This is a genomic window from Actinocatenispora sera (genome assembly GCF_018324685.1).
Taxonomy (GTDB): domain Bacteria; phylum Actinomycetota; class Actinomycetes; order Mycobacteriales; family Micromonosporaceae; genus Actinocatenispora; species Actinocatenispora sera.
In genome coordinates, this window is sequence record NZ_AP023354.1 from 79,701 (window position 1) to 95,689 (window position 15,989).

Annotated in this window: 14 protein-coding genes; 10 read left to right on the forward strand and 4 right to left on the reverse strand. The window is 72.4% G+C overall.

All coding sequences use genetic code 11. The features are described 5' to 3' along the window. The first annotated feature begins 324 nt into the window (after positions 1 to 324). Positions 325 to 1,602, forward strand: coding sequence for an MFS transporter (locus Asera_RS00300; protein ID WP_051801896.1), 1,278 nt, complete (start codon positions 325 to 327; stop codon positions 1,600 to 1,602). Here the strand turns inward: Asera_RS00300 and Asera_RS00305 are convergent. The 3 genes from Asera_RS00305 to Asera_RS00315 are packed head-to-tail and all read right to left on the reverse strand — an operon-like array spanning position 1,590 to position 4,329. Further along, entirely contained in the window at positions 1,590 to 3,128 is a 1,539-nt protein-coding gene (locus Asera_RS00305) for a multicopper oxidase family protein (protein WP_051801895.1), read from the reverse strand. The genes Asera_RS00300 and Asera_RS00305 overlap by 13 nt on opposite strands. Continuing rightward, positions 3,128 to 3,664, reverse strand: coding sequence for a cupredoxin domain-containing protein (locus Asera_RS00310; protein WP_030444985.1), 537 nt, complete (start codon positions 3,662 to 3,664; stop codon positions 3,128 to 3,130). The genes Asera_RS00305 and Asera_RS00310 overlap by 1 nt, the downstream gene beginning before the upstream one ends. Positions 3,665 to 3,714: 50 nt before the next feature. Next, a complete protein-coding gene (locus tag Asera_RS00315) occupies positions 3,715 to 4,329 on the reverse strand; it encodes a TetR/AcrR family transcriptional regulator (RefSeq protein ID WP_030444984.1) in 615 nt (204 codons plus the stop codon). An 88-nt stretch (positions 4,330 to 4,417) separates the two neighbouring features. On the opposite strand from Asera_RS00315, the gene Asera_RS00320 reads away from it, so the two are divergent. The 9 genes from Asera_RS00320 to Asera_RS00360 all read left to right on the forward strand — a co-directional run bounded on the left by Asera_RS00320 (position 4,418) and on the right by Asera_RS00360 (position 13,845). Then, the gene (locus Asera_RS00320) at positions 4,418 to 4,936 is read left to right on the forward strand and encodes a COG4315 family predicted lipoprotein (protein ID WP_051801893.1); all 519 of its coding nucleotides are present in this window, start codon (positions 4,418 to 4,420) and stop codon (positions 4,934 to 4,936) included. 175 nt (positions 4,937 to 5,111) lie between these two features. After that, entirely contained in the window at positions 5,112 to 6,029 is a 918-nt protein-coding gene (deoC, locus tag Asera_RS00325) for a deoxyribose-phosphate aldolase (protein ID WP_035295762.1), read from the forward strand. A gap of 5 nt (positions 6,030 to 6,034) precedes the next feature. Further along, positions 6,035 to 7,468, forward strand: coding sequence for an aldehyde dehydrogenase family protein (locus Asera_RS00330; RefSeq protein WP_030444981.1), 1,434 nt, complete (start codon positions 6,035 to 6,037; stop codon positions 7,466 to 7,468). Then, positions 7,458 to 8,345 (forward strand): aldehyde dehydrogenase family protein, encoded by an 888-nt coding sequence (locus Asera_RS00335; protein ID WP_035295589.1) that lies wholly within the window; start codon positions 7,458 to 7,460, stop codon positions 8,343 to 8,345. Before Asera_RS00330 ends, Asera_RS00335 begins: the two co-directional genes overlap by 11 nt. Positions 8,346 to 8,477: 132 nt before the next feature. Further along, a complete protein-coding gene (locus tag Asera_RS00340) occupies positions 8,478 to 9,302 on the forward strand; it encodes a DUF4261 domain-containing protein (protein WP_030444979.1) in 825 nt (274 codons plus the stop codon). Positions 9,303 to 9,422: 120 nt separating this feature from the next. Continuing rightward, the gene (locus Asera_RS00345) at positions 9,423 to 10,196 is read left to right on the forward strand and encodes a GNAT family N-acetyltransferase (RefSeq protein ID WP_030444978.1); all 774 of its coding nucleotides are present in this window, start codon (positions 9,423 to 9,425) and stop codon (positions 10,194 to 10,196) included. A gap of 35 nt (positions 10,197 to 10,231) precedes the next feature. Continuing rightward, a complete protein-coding gene (locus tag Asera_RS00350) occupies positions 10,232 to 11,524 on the forward strand; it encodes a hypothetical protein (RefSeq protein WP_051801892.1) in 1,293 nt (430 codons plus the stop codon). 90 nt (positions 11,525 to 11,614) lie between these two features. Beyond that, positions 11,615 to 13,465 carry an IS110 family transposase gene (locus Asera_RS00355; RefSeq protein ID WP_157034662.1) on the forward strand — a complete coding sequence of 617 codons (1,851 nt, stop codon included), beginning with the start codon at positions 11,615 to 11,617 and terminating at the stop codon, positions 13,463 to 13,465. Further along, positions 13,462 to 13,845, forward strand: coding sequence for a roadblock/LC7 domain-containing protein (locus Asera_RS00360; protein WP_244843676.1), 384 nt, complete (start codon positions 13,462 to 13,464; stop codon positions 13,843 to 13,845). Before Asera_RS00355 ends, Asera_RS00360 begins: the two co-directional genes overlap by 4 nt. A 108-nt stretch (positions 13,846 to 13,953) precedes the next feature. On the opposite strand, the gene Asera_RS00365 is transcribed toward Asera_RS00360, so the two are convergent. After that, the gene (locus Asera_RS00365) at positions 13,954 to 15,702 is read right to left on the reverse strand and encodes an ABC transporter substrate-binding protein (RefSeq protein WP_030444974.1); all 1,749 of its coding nucleotides are present in this window, start codon (positions 15,700 to 15,702) and stop codon (positions 13,954 to 13,956) included. Positions 15,703 to 15,989 lie beyond the last annotated feature (287 nt).

Here is a 15,989-nt window from a genome sequence, read left to right on the forward strand (position 1 = left end):
TCAGCGAGCGGATGTCGGCCGGACACCGCCGTCGCATCGTGTCCGGCGGCGTCCGCGTGCCCACAGCGTGCCAGCAATCCCGCAACCGCCGACCGAGAACATCACCGAAGTGTTTGTCCGCAATCGATCTCGGTACGGAAATCGGCAGTAGGGTCCGCATCGGAGGCGACGCACCCGTTCGTACCCACCGCATCGCCGCATCGCGCTCACCACAGGCGAACCTCCACCCGCAGGCCATCACCCGGCCGGGCAGCACCGGCCGCGGGCGACGTTCGGAACCGGTACGGCACACCGCGATCGGCGGGCGACGGTCGGGAGAACGCGTTGAGCAACGACTACGGCAAGCTGCTGTCGATCCCGTACACCAAGGGGTTCGTTGTCACCGGCCTCGTCGGCCGGCTGCCGATGTCGATGCTGGGCATCAGCGGCATCCTGCTCGTCACCTCGACCGTCGGCTCGTACACCCTGGCCGGCATGCTCAGCGGTTCGCTGCTGCTCGCGCAGTCGCTGACCGCGGCGCAGCGCGGTCGGCTGGTCGACCGGTGGGGGCAGCGGCGGGTACTGCTGCCGATCGTGCTCGCGCACACTGGTGCGCTGACCGCCATCCTGCTGTGCTGCCTGTTGCACGGGCCCGAGCTGTTGCTGCTGGCTTTCGGGTTCGTTGCCGGCACCACCTTCCCGTCGATCGGCGCGCTGGTGCGGTCGCGCTGGACCGACATCCTCAGCGGCCCGCAGGCGCCGCCCGGCGCACCCGCGCTGAGCGTGGCGCTGTCGCTGGAGTCCGCGATCGACGAGCTCGTCTACATCCTCGGCCCGCTGCTCGCCACGCTGCTGGCCACCTCGATCACCGGCGCCGCCGGCTTCGTCGGGGCGATGGCCTGCACGCTGGTCGGCGGCGTCCTGTTCGCCACCCGCAAGGGTGGCGGCGATCCGCACCCGCGGCCGGCGGCCGACTCCGGTTCGGTCCTGCGCATCGGCGGCATCCGGGTCGTCGCCGCGGTGTGCGTGGCGCTCGGCACCATCCTCGGTGCGGTCGAGGCCACGATCGTCGCCTACACCAAGGAACACGGCCACACCGGCCTGTCCGGACCGATCGTCGCCGCGTTCTCGGTCGGCAGCCTGATCGCCGGCCTGGGGTACGGCTCGCGTACCTGGCGGGGCAACGCGGCGAACCGCTTCGTGCTGGCGATCGCCTGCGTGCTGGTCGGCATGGTCCCGGTGATGCTCGCACCGAACATGGGCCTGCTGACCGCGGGCGTCGTCGTGGCCGGCATCGCGTTGGCGCCGGCGCTGATCGGCGCGCACGAGCTGATCCAGGAACTGGTACCGGCGGAGAAGATCACCGAGGGGTACTCCTGGGTGCAGACCACCGTCGGCCTCGGCCTCGGCATCGGCGTCAGCGCCGCCGGTACGGTCACCGACCGGTACGGCGCCCACACCTCGTTCCTGATCGCGGGCGCCGCCGCCGTGCTGGCCGTACTGATGTCGCTACCGTTTCGCCGGGTGCTGGCCCGCGCCGCGACGCCCGTGCAGTACCGGGGAACGCACCGGCGGGCCGCCTGGGTGCCGCGGCACGCGATCCGCGGCGGTCAGGTGAGGTAGTCGAGCTCGGTCATCATCCCGAGCTCCATGTGGTACGCGTTGTGGCAGTGCAGCATCCACCGGCCGGGATTGTCGGCCTGCAGCCGGATCGACGTCGTCTTGCCCGGCAGCACGACCACGGTGTCCTTGCGCAGCCCGGTGTCGGCCAGCGCGAACGTGTGGCCGTGCAGGTGGATCGGGTGGGCCATCGCGCTCGCGTTGACCAGGTCGATGCGCACCCGCTCGCCCTGCCGTACGGTCACCGGTTTGCCGTGCGGTCCCGCCTGGTCGTTGATCAGCCAGGTCAGCCGGCGGGACGTGCCCTGGCTCAACAGCAACCGGATTGTGCGGTCCACCGGTCGTGTCGGCAGCGTGCTGCCGGCCGCGGGATGCAGGTCGGCGTAGCGCAGCAGCCGGCGCGTCAGCTCGGCCGGCCGCTCGCCCGGCGGCGGTGTCGCACCGGAACCGGTCCGGACCACCACCCGCGCGGCGCCCGTGCCGCCCTCGGCCGCGGCCACCAGGCCGAACGCGCCGTCGCCGACGGTGACCACCACGTCGTAGCGCTCCGCCATGCCGATCAACAACGTGTCCACTGTGGTCGGTCGTACCGGCCAGCCGTCGGCGTGCGTCACGGTCATCCGGTGTCCGGCGAACGCGACCCGGTACGGGGTCGCCGCCGAGGCGTTGATCAGCCGCAGTCGCAACCGCTGCCCCGGCTTCGCCCGGATCACGTACGGGTCCTCCGGCGGCCGGGCGTTCGCCAGGTGCAGCGGGTAGGTCAGCTCGGACAGCATCGGCCCCCACGGCGACGACGGCGCCATGACCGGCCGCACCGGGCCGCCGGTGCGGCCGGAGCGCAGCTCGGTGAGGATCGCGTCCGGGGTGGGGCCGACGCCGTCGGTCCAGTCGTCCAGAACGACCGTCTCGTCGTGGTCGTGGTCGCCGGGCTCGTGCGGGTCGGTGACGATCAGCGGTGCGTACAGCCCGCGGTCGCGTTGCACCCCGACGTGCGAGTGCAGCCAGTAGGTGCCCGGATCGGGCACCACGAACCGGTAGTCGAACGTGCCGCCCGCCGGCACCGCGGGCATCGTGAGCCCAGGCACGCCGTCCATGTCGTTGCGGATGCGCAACCCGTGCCAGTGCACGGTGGTGGCCACATCGAGCCGGTTCACCAGCCGGGCGCGCAACCGGTCGCCGGCCCCGATCCGTACCGCGGCGGACATCGGACCATCGCCGTAGAGCCAGGTGCGGGCCTGCCGCCCGGCGAGATCGAGGGTGCCCGGCTGCGCGGTCAGGGTGATCGCACTGGTCCGCCCGGACCAGTGCCGGTGCCGCTCGGTGCGCTCCACCACGGCGTCGTGCGGGCCGACCGTACCGGCGGGTTCCGGCGCGTCCGCCGCGAACTGCTGCCGGCCGGTCAGGCACCACCAGGTGCCGGTCAACGCGGCACCCACCGCACCGAGGCCGCCCACCAGCACGGCCCGCCGGACCGGACCAGTCGGCCGGTCCGCGTCGCCGGCCGGCTCGGGCGCCTCGGGCCCGGACACTAGCTGTGCCCGCCCCGCACGAGGAACGTGCCGTACATCCCGTGCTGGGCGTGCCAGGAGCACTCCATCCGGAAGCTGCCGGTGCGCGGGACCGAGAACGTCACCGACTGCGTCTCGCCGCCGGCCACGATGGCGATCTCGGCCCCGTCGATGCCCTTGACCTGCCACTGGTGCGGCATCGATCCGGTGTTGTGCAGCCGCACCGTGACCCGGCCCGGATGCACCTCGACCTTCGACGGCTGGAACCGCATCTGCTGGGTCGCGTTCAGCTGGACGAGCTGGGCCTGTCCACCGGCGCCGCCGCCGTCCGCGCGGGCCGACGAGTGGGTCGCCGACGGCGTCGGGTCCGCGCTGGTGGACGCACCGTGGTGTCCGGCCGAACCCTGCGGGGCCGTCGAGCCGGGCGTCCTGGCGTTGCAGCCGGCGACGCCGCCCAGCAGGGCGAGGCCGGCGACCGCGACCGCGGCCGCCCGGCGAAGGCCCGGCGCCGGGGTGGTGAGTCGAGCACCGATCGGTCGGTATGCGTTGCGCGCCATGCCAAAGCTCTCCGTTTCGTCGCCGGGTGTGGTTCCGGGGCGCCGGCCGGTCAGGCCGGGTCCGGCTCGGGGGACACCGCCCTCAGCTGGTCGAGATGGCCGTGCGCGAGCTCGCGCGCCTGCTCGGCCCCGATCCGCGTCGGCGCGGAGACCAGGTGCACCACGAGCCCGTCGATCAACGCCTGCAGCCGGCCGCCCTCCCGCACCAGGTCCAGGTCGGCGGGCAGCTCGCCGGCCTCGACCGCCGCCCGCAGCAGGCCGACGAACACCTCGTTGAGCCGGCTCCACACCTCGGCGGCCATGGGCGCCAGCTTGGCGTCGGTCGTCGCCCGGGATACGAACGCCAACCAGACCAGCGCCTCCTCGCGGCGCTGCACGTCCAGCGGGAGCAGCTCGTCGATCACCGCGTGCGCCCGGCCGAGCAGGGTCGGTTGAACGCACGAGGCGTCGAGCCGCTGCTCGATGCGGTCGTCGACCCGGCGCAGCGCGAACTCGAGCAGCTCGTCCTTGGTCGTGAAGTAGTAGCGCATCGACCCGATCGACCAACCGGCCTCGTCGGCGACGACGCGAAGCGAGACGCCGGCCAGCCCGTCTCGCGCGATGACCCGGCACACCGCGTCGGCCAGCTCTCGCCGACGCTCCTCGTGATCGACTTCCTTGGGCACCCGGCCAATCTAGCACGCTCGTATTAATACGTCTATGTTAATATCGCGGTGCTAATACAAACGTGCGCGAAGACGGGGAGGCCACGCCATGGCCATACGCCGGTCCCGGGTCCTGCTCACCGTCGCGATCGCGGTCGTCGTCGTGCTCGTCGGCGTCGCCGGTCTCTTCGTCTGGGCCTACCAGCACTTCGTCGACCGGGAGCGGTTCACCGTCGCCGACGGCGCGGTGACCATCGAGCACCACGTGGTGCCGAAGCTCGGCGACATCCTCGTCACCGACAAGGGATACCCGCTCTACATGTTCCCGCCGGACCACCAGTCCGAGGTGACCTGCACCGGCAACTGTGCGGAGAACTGGCCACCGATCGTGGTGCCGGCCAGCGCCCGGCTCAAGGCCGGGTCGGGGGTGCGCGCCGACCTGCTCGGCACCCGGACCGCGCCGAACGGCAAGCACGTCGCGACGTACCACGGATGGCCGCTCTACGTGTTCATCGGAGACGACAAACCGTACAAAGCGACCGGCCAGGGCGAGGTCACCGACGGCGGCGCCTGGTACGTGCTGAACCCGGCCGGCGACGTCGTGACCGCCGGCGGAAAGCACAGCTGACCCGCCGGCCGGCAGGCGGGACGCGCGCTTCGCCGGGCCCCCGGCCTCATCGGCCCCGCTCGATTCCGCCGCGGCGCGCGCCGGTACCGGCGTCGTTAGACTCGGCCGCATGACCAGTTCGGCGTCGATGACGACGCTTCCGGCCGGTGCCGGTGCCGCGGAGTTCGCGGCCGAGGTGACCGCGACCGCGGCGTCGCTGCGTACTTTCCTGCACGGCCTGCCGGGGGTGGACAAGGTCGGTGCCGACCAGCGGGCGGCAACGCTCGCCACCCGGTCGATCAAGACCACCGCCAAGCAGTGGGCGCTCGACCTCGCCATCCGGATGGTCGACCTGACCACCCTGGAGGGCGCGGACACCCCGGGCAAGGTCCGGGCGCTGTGCGCGAAGGCGATGCGCCCCGACCCGGCCGACCGCAGTTGCCCGCCGGCCGCCGCGGTCTGCGTCTACCCGGCGCTGGTGCCCACCGCGGTCGAGACCGTCCGTGGCTCCTCGGTCCGGGTCGCCAGCGTCGCGACCGCCTTCCCGTCCGGGCAGGTGCCGCTGCCGGTGAAGCTCGAGGACGTGCGGGCCGCGGTGGCGGCCGGCGCCGACGAGGTCGACATGGTGATCGACCGCGGCGCGTTCCTCTCCGGCCGGTACGACGAGGTCTTCCGCCAGATCGTCGCGGTCAAGGAGGCGTGCGGCGCGGCCCACCTCAAGGTCATCCTCGAAACCGGCGAGCTGGGCAGCTACGACAACGTGCGGCGCGCATCGTGGCTCGCGATGCTGGCCGGCGGCGACTTCATCAAGACCTCCACCGGCAAGGTGTCGCCGGCGGCGACGCTGCCGGTCACGCTGATCATGCTGGAGGCCGTGCGCGACTTCCGCGAGCTGACCGGCCGGCAGATCGGCGTCAAGCCGGCCGGCGGGATCCGCTCGGCCAAGGACGCGATCCGCTACCTGGTCCTGGTCAACGAGACCGCCGGGGACGACTGGCTCGACCCGGCCTGGTTCCGGTTCGGCGCCTCGTCGCTGCTCAACGACCTGCTGATGCAGCGCAGCAAGCTCGCCACCGGCCGGTACGCCGGCCCCGACTACTTCACCCTGGACTGATCGCGATGGCCTTCGAATACGCACCGGCACCCGAATCCCGGTCCATTGTGGACATTCGCCCGGCGTACGGGCTGTTCGTGAACGGCGAGTTCGTCGCACCGGCCGACGGTGAGTCGATGAAGACGGTCGACCCGGCCACCGAGGAGGTGCTCGCCGAGGTGGGCGTCGCCGGCCCCGCCGACGTGGATCGCGCCGTGGCCGCCGCCCGCACCGCGTACCAGCGGGTCTGGGGGCCGATGCCCGGCGCCGAGCGGGCCAAGTACCTCTACCGGATCGCCCGGATCATCCAGGAGCGGGCCCGCGAGCTGGCGGTGCTGGAGTCGATCGACAACGGCAAGCCGATCCGCGAGTCCCGCGACGTCGACATCCCGCTGGTCGCCGCGCACTTCTTCTACTACGCCGGCTGGGCGGACAAGCTCGGCTACGCCGGGTTCGGCGCGAACCCGCAGCCGCTCGGGGTGGCCGGCCAGGTCATCCCGTGGAACTTCCCGCTGCTGATGCTGGCGTGGAAGATCGCCCCGGCGCTCGCCGCCGGCAACACGGTCGTGCTCAAGCCGGCCGAGACCACGCCGCTGACCGCGCTGCTGTTCGCCGAGATCTGCCAGCAGGCCGACCTGCCGGCCGGCGTGGTCAACATCCTGACCGGCGCCGGTGACACCGGCCGCGCGCTGGTCGAGCACGGCGACGTGGACAAGGTCGCGTTCACCGGATCCACCGAGGTGGGGCGGCAGATCGCCCGCTCGGTGGCCGGCACCCGCAAGCGGGTCACCCTGGAGCTCGGCGGCAAGGCGGCGAACATCGTGTTCGCCGACGCGGCGCTCGATCAGGCGGTCGAGGGCATCGTCAACGGCATCTTCTTCAACCAGGGCCACGTCTGCTGCGCCGGCTCGCGGCTGCTGGTCGAGGAGTCGGTGTCGGAGGAGTTGCTGGCCCGGCTGAAGCGGCGGATGACCACGCTGCGGGTCGGCGACCCGCTGGACAAGAACACCGACGTCGGCGCGATCAACTCGGCCGAGCAGCTGGCGAAGATCCGCGCCCTGACCGAGATCGGCGAGCAGGAGGGCGGGCAGCGCTGGAGCGCGCCGTGCCCGCTGCCGGATCGCGGCTTCTGGTTCTCCCCCACCGTGTTCACCGAGGTCACCCAGGCGCACCGGATCGCCCGGGAGGAGATCTTCGGGCCGGTGCTGTCGGTACTGACGTTCCGCACCCCGGACGAGGCCGTGGTCAAGGCCAACAACACGCCCTACGGGCTGTCCGCCGGGATCTGGACCGAGAAGGGCTCCCGCATCCTCTGGCTCGCCGACCGGCTGCGCGCCGGCGTCGTCTGGGCCAACACGTTCAACAAGTTCGACCCGACCAGCCCGTTCGGCGGGTACCAGGAGTCCGGTTACGGCCGTGAGGGCGGCCGGCACGGCTTGGAGGCCTACCTTGCCCACTGAGCAGAAGACAGCGCCGGCACGGCTGGCGGTGCGCAAGACGTACAAGCTGTTCGTGGGCGGGAAGTTCCCGCGCAGCGAGTCGGGGAGGTCGTACCCGGTGCAGGGCGCCGACGGCGAGTTCGTGGCGAACGCGGCGCTCGCCTCCCGCAAGGACGTCCGGGACGCGGTCGTCGCCGCCCGCAAGGCGTTCGGCGGCTGGTCCGGTGCCACCGCGTACAACCGGGGGCAGATCCTCTACCGCATCGCCGAGATGCTGGAGGGCCGGCGCGACCAGTTCGCCGACGAGGTGCGCACCGCCCGGGGCGGCACCCGGTCCGCCGCCCGCGCCGACGTGGACGCCGCGATCGACCGCTGGGTGTGGTACGCGGGCTGGTCGGACAAGATCGCCCAGGTGCGCGGCAACGCCAACCCGGTCGCCGGGCCGTACTTCAACCTGTCCGCACCGGAGCCGACCGGCGTGGTGGGTGTCGTCGCGCCGGCCGAACCGCTGCTCGGCCTGGTCTCGGTGCTCGCGCCGGCCATCGTCACCGGCAACACCGTGGTGCTGCTGGCGAGCGAGACCCGGCCGTTACCAGCGATCACCCTGGCCGAGGTGCTGGCCACCTCCGACCTGCCCGGTGGCGTGGTCAACCTGCTCACCGGCCGGGTCGCCGAGACGGCGCCGTGGCTCGCCGGGCACGCCGACGTCAACGCGCTGGATCTGACCGGCGTCGACGACTCGGAGCTGGCCGTCGAGCTGGAACGCAGCGCCGCCGACACGCTCAAGCGGGTGCTCCGCCCCCCGCTCGCCGACGTCGACTGGAAGGCCGAGCCGGGAACCGAGCGGCTCACCACGTTCCTGGAGACCAAGACGGTCTGGCACCCCAAGGGCGCCTGACGTGCTCCGGGCGACCCTCGGTGAGGGTCGCCCGAGAAACATTCACGTTGATCAGTGGTCGACGGGTACGCACACACGAGATCTCGTGCCAATATGGCGCAGGTGGCCCACCCCCCGGAGCCTGCACCATGCATGGCAGTCGACCTGTGCTACCCCGACCTGCCCGACATCGACCCGCGCGCGCTGACCGTCCGGATCAGATCCGCGTTGCCCGGCACGATGCTCGTGTGGGCCGGGCCGACGAACCTGCTGTTGCGACATGAGCGGGCCGATCCGGCCAACCCGTACCGGCCGGATCCGGCCGACATCCTGGGCCTGCCGCCCGAGCATCACCCGTTCACCGAGGCCGACCGGTACCGGGACGACCACCTGCTGCACACGGTCGCGTTCGGTACCGAGCCGCCGGCCGAGCGCGACCTGAGCCAGTGCTGGGCCTGGCCGGACGCGAGCGCCACGCTGGTGCGCTGCCGGTACCAGATCACGATCAGCCAACCGTTGGGCCGCAGCCGCGACAGCGCCGAGCGGGTGCAGGCGCTGCGGGCAACGGTGGACACCGCGATCGCGCTGGCCCGGCCGCTCGCCACCTGGTGGCCGGCCAGCCAGCAGGCGTTGCCGCCCGGCGCGCTGGTGACGCACCCGCTGACCGGTGTGGTCAACATCCGGCTGTTCCGGTCCATGTCCGATCCGGAGGTCACCCTCACCGACACCCTCGGCCTGTACACCCTGGGCCTGCCCGATGTGCAGTGCCAGTCCCGGAACCTGGATCCCAACCGGCTGTCCGACCTGCTGTTCGAGCTGGCCGAGTACCTCTGCAAGCACGGCGACGTGCTGCGGCCGGGCAGCCCGGTGCCGGGGCTGAGCACCGACCAGCAGTTCGTCCCGAGCCGGCAGCCGGCGATGGTGCCGCCGCACCGGATGGTGATCGACCTCGACCCCGGCCCCGGCTACCGCCCCTGACGGTGCCGGTACCGGCCACCGGTCGCAGTCGGAGGTCGGGACGGCGCGGCGCGGCTGGCCACGGGTCGGTCGGTACCGCAGGCGACCGGCGACGTGCGTCGCAGACTAAGCTCGGCAGCCGTGAGCGCCACCGAGTACGCCCGCGCCGTCGCGTTCGGGCACGCCTTCGCCCGCCGCCAGGCGGTACGAACGGTCGACGTGCCGGGTGGCTTCGCCGTGCTCGACGACGAGTTCGATCAGGTGCACGACCTGAACCGGCTCATCGGTACCGGCCCGGTCACCGCCGGTGAGCTGATCGCGGCGGCCGACACCGTGTTCGGCACCGCCGGGCTGGCGTACCGGCAGCTCACCATGGACGGTCCGACCGGCACCGAGCTGGTCGCCGGGCTGACGGACGCCGGCTACCGGGCGGACCGCGAGCTGTTGATGGCGTACCACGGCGGGGAGCTGCCCGAGGGCGTGCCGGTGTCGGTGGTCGAGCCGGCCACGTTGCTCGACCCGGCCGAACGGGCCTGGCGGGCGGAGGCGCCGGGGCTGGCCGACGGGACGTACCGGCAGCTCGCGCGGCAACGGTTGCGCCGGCCGGCGGAGCTGACCCGCCGCCTCGCGGTGCTCGGTGCCGACGGCACACCGCGCGCCTGGTGCGAGCTGTACCTGTCGCCCGACGACCGGGTCGCGCAGATCGAGGATCTGCTGACCCTGCCGGCGTACCGCGGGCACGGTTACGGCTCGGCACTGGTGGCGGCGGGCGTGGCACAGGCCCGTACCGCCGGCTGCGACCTGACGTTCCTGCGGGTCGAGGCTGACGACGGGCCGGTCGGGCTGTACCGGCGGCTGGGGTTCGAGCCGCTGGGCGAGGCACGGCAGTTTCACCGGGCTGCGGGCGGGACCTGACCGCGCGGCGGCGGCGCCGGGACACAATGACCTAGATGCTGGAGTCCGGGACCGGTTCCCGGCATGAAACGGAGGACGCCGTGGCTCGCCACCGCGCCGAACACGAGTCGGACCAGCCGACCGCCAAGTCGGACGAGCCGACGACCGAGTCGGACCAGCCGACGACCGAGTCGGACCAGCCGACCGCCGAGTCGGACGAGCCGACGACCGGGTCGGACGCCGACGACACATCGGACACCGAGGACGACCACCAGGCCGACGAGCCGGAGCGGACCGAGGCGGTGGCGGAGTTCTGGGCCGAACTCGCCGTCGACCCGATCGAGATCGCGCTGCCGTCCGGCGTCGGCTACACGCTGCGCGCGTACCGCAGCCCGGACGAGGTCACGGCGGTACCGGGCGCAGCGCTGGAGCCGGAGCCGGCCGAGGACGCGGAAGCGGCCGGCACCGCGACCACGGTCGCCGCCGAAGAGAAGTCCGGTACCAGCACGGCTGTCACCGCGAAGGCCACGCCGGCGCCCGCCGACGAGTCCGCCGGCAAGGGCGGCCGGCGCAAGGGCCGCAAGGCGCGCAAGCGTGCCGCCGAGGCCGCCGAGGCCGCCGAGGACACCGAGGCCACCGAGGCCACGGCCGGCGCCGACGAGGCCGGCGAGGACGAGGCCGGCGAGGACGAGGCCGGCGCGGAGAAGGCCGGCGCCGCGGACGAGGCAGCGTCCGACGAGGACGAGGCGTCCGACAACGAGCCCGAGTCCGACGACGAGAGCGCCGACGAATCCGAGCCCGGCGAGGACGAGTCCGACGAAGAAGACGAAGAAGACGAAGAGGACGAGGAGCCGGCCGGGCCGGACGAGGTACCGGTGTTCCTCAGCCAGCGCGGCAAGCTGCTGCTGTTCCGCACGCCGGAGGCGCTGGTCGAGTTCGTCCGCTCGGACGAGCCGCACTCGCTGCGCGGCGTCGAGCAGGCCGAGCTGCTCGCAGAGCGGCTCGACAGCTCGCACATCGCGCCGGACGACGACGATCACTACGAGCTTGACCTCCTGGTGAAGAACCTGCGCGGCGGGCACGACACCTGGGAGCCGGCGCTGGTCGTCTCGGCCGGCGAACTCGCTCGTGACCTTGCGTACGCGCTCGATCTGCAGTCCGTGCAGACCTCGCTGGCGCCGGGCTCGCCGCTCGACGACCTGGACGACGCGATGCGGGGCCGGCTGAACGGCGGCATCGGCGCGTTCCGGGCTCGCCGGCGGATGAGAAAAATCGGGGCACAACAGGCAGCGCTCGCGTGGCGGACGATCATCGGAAAGATCAGTGCCGCTGTGGACTGGCGCGATTGACCCCTGACCAGGGAGCATCGGAGACGGTAATCGGATGCCCGATCCGCCGACTGGTGGCTCCGGCATCCGTCCGGCGTCGGAGGTGTTGACGTGCGTGTGTACTGCGGCCTGGCATCGGCTGGGGATCGACTCACCGCTGCGGTGGTCGACGACGGTGGCCGGGTGGCCGCCCTGCAGCAGGTCCCGGACACCGCGGCGGGCTATGCGGAGGCGTTGACGCTGCTGGCCGAGCGGGCCGACACCGCCGATCCGCGCTGCGTCCCGATCGCCTGCGACGCCCCCGATCGGGTCGTACCGCGACTCATGGTCGCCGCCGGTCGCACCGCGTGTTACGTCGATTCGTCCACTGTGGAGAGTCTGGCCGCGGCCGAGCCGCCGGACGCCGCCGACGACGCGCGCCGCGCCGTCGCCATGGCCCGCGGGCTGTACGCGGGCGCCCTCCATGCCACCGGCCAGCCGCCCGCGGCGGAGTTCGCCCCGCTGCGGCCGGCGCTGTCCGCGCACGGCGCGCTCACCGCCGCCCGCAGCTCCGCGGTCGCCGCACTGCGCCAGGTGCTGCGCGAGCTCTACCCGGCCGCGCTGCGCGCGTTCCCCGACCCCGGTTCGGACACTCCGCTGGCGCTGCTGGACGCGCTCCCCGACCCGAGCCAGGTGGGGCGCGACCAGGACGAGAGCGTCGTCGCCCGGCTGGCCACCGCCGGATACGCGGACGCCGCGGAGGCGCTCGCCGCGCTGCGGCAGGCGGTGACCGACACGCCGGTACCGCAGCCGCCGGTCGCCGCCGTCGGCGCCACCGTCCGCCAGGCCGTCGCCGCCGTGCTGGCCTGTTCCACCGCGGCCGACGCGCTGATCCGGGAGGTGGCCGAGCGGCTGTCGGCGGAGGTCACCGAGCCGGTCTCCACCCCGCCGGTGCACGCCCGGCCGCAGCCGGACGCCGAGCTGACCGCGGAGTGGTCCACCGCGACGACCATGCCGATCGACCCGTTCCGGCCGGGCGTACCGGAGCCGTCCTGGACACCGCCGGCGCCGCCGCGTCCGGTCAGCGGCGCGCCGCTGACCTCCCGCGGCCGCGGGCCGAAGCTGCCGTCCCGGCCGATCCGGCCGGTGATGGCGCCGGCCGGCGAGGACACCACCCTGCAGCTGCGCGGCAAGCGGCGCGCAGCAGAGCGGGACGAGCTGGTACCGGCCGAGCCCGTGCCGGAGCCGGATGCGGCGACCGCGAACGAGCAGACCGCCGAGCGGCCCACCCTGCCGGGCGAGCCCGAGCCGCCGCGGCTCGACTTCTCCACCGACTTCCAGCCGACGGTGCTGCTCGACGACGGCGAGCCCACTCCGCCGACGCTGCATCCGGTGCAGCAGAACGGCTCCGCGCCCGACGGTCTGGCGCCGGCCGACGACCCGCTGACCGCGGACGACCCGCTGGCGCCGGCCGGCGGCGCATCCGTGACCGCGCTGTCGGACCGAAGCCACGGCCGCTCCCGGCGCGCCGAGACCGCCTCGCGCAGCCGGCGCCGGTCCCGCAGCTCCGAACCGAGCGCCCGGACCGTGTCCGCGGGCCCGCCGCCGGTCGAGGAGAGCGACGGCGACTCCGAGCTGCTGATCTTCGCCGCCGCCCGGTCGGCCTGGTTCGCCGGCGAGCAGGCCGAGATGACCTGGGAGAACCTGTCCGACGAGGGCTGGCGGGCCGCGGAGGCGGCGAGCCGGCCGGCGGTCGGGCAGAACACCGAGAGCGGTCTGCCGCGCCGGGTCCCGCAGGCGAACCTGGTACCCGGGTCGCCGCTGGACGAGGCGGCGCCGGCACCGATCGCGCGGGACGCCTCGCAACTCGCGGCGCAGACCGCCGGGTACTTCCGCGGTTGGCAGCGGGGTCGGCGCAGCACCGGCCACGAGCAGCCGGAGCAGGCCGTGTCGTCGGGTTCGTTCTCCTCGGCGCGCTCGTGACGGAGCTGGATCTGTCCGCCAGCGCCCTGGGCCCGGTCCTCGTCGACCTGGTCAACCGGGTCGCCGGTGCGAGCCATGCGGTCCTGGCATCCGTCGAGGGGGTACCGATCGCCGTCTCGAACGGCCTGCCCAAGCCGCGCGCCGAGCAGCTGGCCAGCGTGGGCGCCGGGCTGCTGTCCATTGCGGACGGTGCGGGTCGCTGCATGGACGCCGGGGCGCCGCGGCAGGCGGTCGTGGAGATGGCCGCCGGCGTGCTGATGGCGACGCCGGTCAGCGCCGAGCTGAGCCTGACCGTGCTCGCGGTCTCCGACTGCGACCGGGAGCAGCTCGGCTTCGAGGTGGCCGAGTTCATCGACCACGTCGCCCCGTTGCTGACCTGACCTCCGTGCCGGAAGGCCGGATGCCGACCTGACCGCCGTGCGGGAGACCGGGTACCGACGTGACCGCCGTGTCGGGAGGCCACTGCTGGCCTCCCGACACGGACCGGGTCAGGTGGTCAGGTAGACGTTGTAGAAGATCGGTGTGCCGAGCGTCTGGCTGAGCACCACGTTCTTGCACTTGGTGCCGGACAGCGTCACGTTCGACGTGTTGATGATCGGTACCACCGGGGCGTACTTCGTCATGATCATCTTGTCCAGCTTGGCCCACTCCGGTGCCGCCTGCTCGGCGTGCTCCGCGACGAGCTTCTCGATCTGCGCGTTGACGTCCGGCGCGTTCAGGTACGAGTAGTCCTTGTTGCCCTTGGCGCGGATCGTGTTGCCGTTGAACAGCGGGGCGACGATCGACGAGCCGCTCGGCCAGTCCGCCGCCCAGGTGTTGATGTACAGGTCGTACGGGTTGGTCTTGGTGCCGATGTTGTCGTAGTAGTTCGAGCTGTCGACCGGCTTCAGCACGATCTGGAAGCCGGCCTTCTCCAGCGAGTTCTTGATGACCACGGCGGTCGCCTGGTTGGCCGACACGTTGGAGTAGGCGTACACCAGCTTCGGGTGCTTGCCGCCGAGCAGCTGCTTCGCCTTCGCCGGGTCACCGTGCGTCCCGGCCGGGTAGGCGTCGTACTTCTGGTAGCCGATGGTCAGCGGCGACTCGAGCGCGGTGGCCGGCTGTCCGGTCAGGTTGCCGCCGCGGGCCTGCAGGTACGCGCCGCGGTCCAGGGCGTAGTTGAGCGCCTTGCGCACGTTGAGGTCGGTGACCCGCTGGGTGTTGATGGCGAGGTAGCTGACGAACGGGGACAGCCCCTGCACCATCCGCTTCTTCACCGCCGGGTCGCCGGTCACCTTCGGCAGCAGCGACGCCGGCACGTTCTCGTACTGGGTGGCGTAGGCGTCGTCGCCGTTGCTCGCGATCACCCGGTTGGTCTGCTGCACGTTGCTCGGCCCGAACTCGGCGACCAGCTTGTCGAAGTAGTCGTGCCGGACCGCGTCGGTCTTCGGATCCCAGTACTTGTTGCGCACCAGCGTCAGCGAGGTGCCGCGGATGTACTTGTCGATCTTGTACGGGCCGGATGCGAACGGACGCCGGTCGTACTTGGTCCCGGTGTCCTTGCTCGGCGGCACCGGCGCGGTGGTGCCCAGCGACGCGGCGAACGGCAGGTCGCACTGCGGCTTGGCGAAGGTGAACGTGATCGTCTTGGCGCCGTCGACCGTCACGCCGGGCGGCGTCTTCGCGCCCCCGTCGTACGGGCCCTTGTACTTCGCGTTGTACTCGTCGCTGTCGGCCAGCCAGCGCTGGATGTAGGTGGGGCCCTCGCCCAGGGTCGGGGAGAACGACCGGGCCACGCCGTACGCCACGTCGGCGGCGGTGATCGGGCTGCCGTCCTCGTACTTGAGGCCGTCCTTGAGGGTGAAGCGCCACTGGGTGCAGTCGCCCTTGACGTCCTTGCCCGGGGTGGTGGCGAGATCGCCGACCAGGGTCAGCGTGCCGTCGCCGGTCTCCTTGAACATGGTCAGCGTGCGGATGTACAGCTGGTCCATCGACATGGCGTCGACCACGTAGTTGCGCTGCGGGTCGAGGTGCTCGAAGTCGGACTCCTCCAGGTAGTGGAAGGTGCCGCCGCGCACCGCACCCGGCACCGCCTTCGCCGGGCCCATCGAGTCCTTCGGGTCCATCGCGATGGAGCTGGTCTGCGGCTTGTGCTTGGTCTGGGTCGAGGTGTCCGTGCCGGTGTTCTTGCTGCACGCCGCGAGGCTCGCTGTCAGCGCGACCGCGCCGAGCACGGCCACCGCCATCCGTTGTCGCATTCGTTCCTCCCGCTCGCCGAGCATTCGTACGAGCCGGTGCGGGCACGAGCGCCTCGCCCCGGACCCGGGACCGGCACGGGGGCGTACCGGTCCCTATGGCGCAGGCCACACTGCCCGCATGACCAGTGAAATTAGCGGCGAATCCGGCGCCGGACGTCACGGCCGCGCAACGAGCGCGTCTCAACTTGATAGAAGGAATCCTTCAGAATCCAATTAGCTCGCGAAAAGCAGCGGCGCACGGCCGCGCACGCCGCAAACCCCACCGGTACGAAACAGCGGCGGCCGGT